General features: G+C 36.5%; 1 protein-coding gene. It reads right to left on the bottom strand.

All coding sequences use genetic code 11. From position 1 onward, the window contains the following. Positions 1 to 91: 91 nt before the first annotated feature. Positions 92 to 1,408: an IS110 family RNA-guided transposase gene (locus ASU35_RS04880; RefSeq protein ID WP_058351937.1), complete on the bottom strand. Its 1,317-nt coding sequence runs from the start codon at positions 1,406 to 1,408 to the stop codon at positions 92 to 94. Positions 1,409 to 1,769 lie beyond the last annotated feature (361 nt).

Below are 1,769 nucleotides of genomic sequence, written 5' to 3'. Positions count from 1 at the left end.
TGATTTCATTTTTGAACTAAAAAAGGGCGCACTTACCCCTTGGTGAAAATATCATTTTTAAAAGATATTGTTTCGCTAAAGTTACAGTATTTTATGCAGCTACGTCGCATTTAGCAGCATTGTATTGTTTGATATGCTCCTGTGGAGTGATGATTTCAAAAGGTTTGTTATCTCTGAGTATTGCAAATATCATGTTGCATACTTTATGAGAGACAGCACCTATTGCTACCAGTTTTGGTTTTGATTCACATTTCTTGAGATAATAATCACGAAGAACCGGATTTTTGGCATCTCCTTTACGGGATGTACTGATACTTTGTAAGGTTAATGTGTGAATTACACGTCTGGCTATAGCAGACCCACGCTTAGACATTTGAATCTTGGTGCCTTCAAATTTACCGGATTGCTTTACTGCCGGATCAAGACCAAAGTAAGCAAAAAGTTGTTTCGGTTTTGAAAATGCAAAAAAGTCACCAATCTCTCCCATTAGAGATACAGCAGATAAGAAACCAGCTCCTTTAAATGTTTCAATTAAGTGAATCTGTTTGACAAAGTCAGTATCCTCATTTGCATCAACAAGTTCATGCAGGGAATCAAGAATACGATTGATTTCTTCATCGTATTTACGGATGAAGCTGATATAAAGGCGAATACGCTTGATGTTGCTATCTATGATATAACCGAACTCATTCGCTTCATTAGCGGCTTGAATAATGGCATTATACTTATTTTGAGCATATGTAAGTCCAAAGCGTGCAGTTGATCTAATGATATCAATAATCTCTTGTTTGTCTGCTTCAAGAAAAGCAGATGGAGAAGTATAAGTTTCCAATAGTGTAAGAGATGTATTGATTGTAACCTTGGAAAAAATGCCAAGATACTGAGGAAAAGTCATACGTAATTCGCCCTGAAGCTTATTCACATAAGCATTGCGGTTGTCCATTAAGTCGTAGTATTCACGACACAGGTTACGGCAGTTTAAGGCAAGATCAGATGGCATAAGAGAAACCTTTAAATCAGGTTTCAAACCAACTAAAGCAGCCTTTTTAGAATCAAAACGGTCATTATGTACTTTTCGAATATTCATATTTGTGCTATTCTTAGTGATGATAGGATTAATAACAGAGCAGTTAAAACCCTTATCACGAAGATAGCAGAAGAGTGGGTAATGATAAATTCCCGTGGATTCCAGGAAAATGCGACTTTCCAAAGAATACAACTCTTCTGCTTCTTTTATTTTAGAAACAGCGGTTGTAAGGGAATCCATGCTGTTATGTAGGATTTTATAAGGTTTTCCTACGAATTGTTGGTTTGGAAGTGCAATAGACATCCAGGAAAAATCAGCACCGACATCAATACCAACAGAGATGAATAATTCATCAAGATTAAAAATAATTTTGTTTGACATGAGCAATAGCTCCTTTCTGATAGGAATCCATTTCCAATCTGGCAGGTACACAACCTAGCGTGTTATTCGGGTATTGCCTTCCGGCTCCCAACCAGCTAAAACATAAAACCCTGTCGAATGGACTAATTGACTTTATTGCAGGTATCAGCTGAAGAATCAGCTTCCCAAGGAGGTCGACATTCTTTGTCCTATCCTAAGATATAATACCTTATGTTTTATCTGGTGTCTATCAGGAACCGTCAGACATGATGATTATTAAAGATAACATCTGATGAAGGGAGAATACCTTCTTCTGTTATCTAATATATAGAAACTTGTAAACTAAGTAGTCTTGATTGACTACACCATTATTATACTAGGA

It is taken from the genome of Acetivibrio ethanolgignens, from assembly GCF_001461035.1.
In the GTDB taxonomy this organism is placed as follows: Bacteria; Bacillota; Clostridia; order Lachnospirales; family Lachnospiraceae; genus Velocimicrobium; species Velocimicrobium ethanolgignens.
This window is presented reverse-complemented; position numbering and strand designations above follow the sequence as displayed.

Excerpts from the sequence above, each read along its gene's own strand:
- ASU35_RS04880 (WP_058351937.1), bottom strand. The coding sequence starts at position 1,408 with ATGTCAAACAAAATTATTTTTAATCTTGATGAATTATTCATCTCTGTT.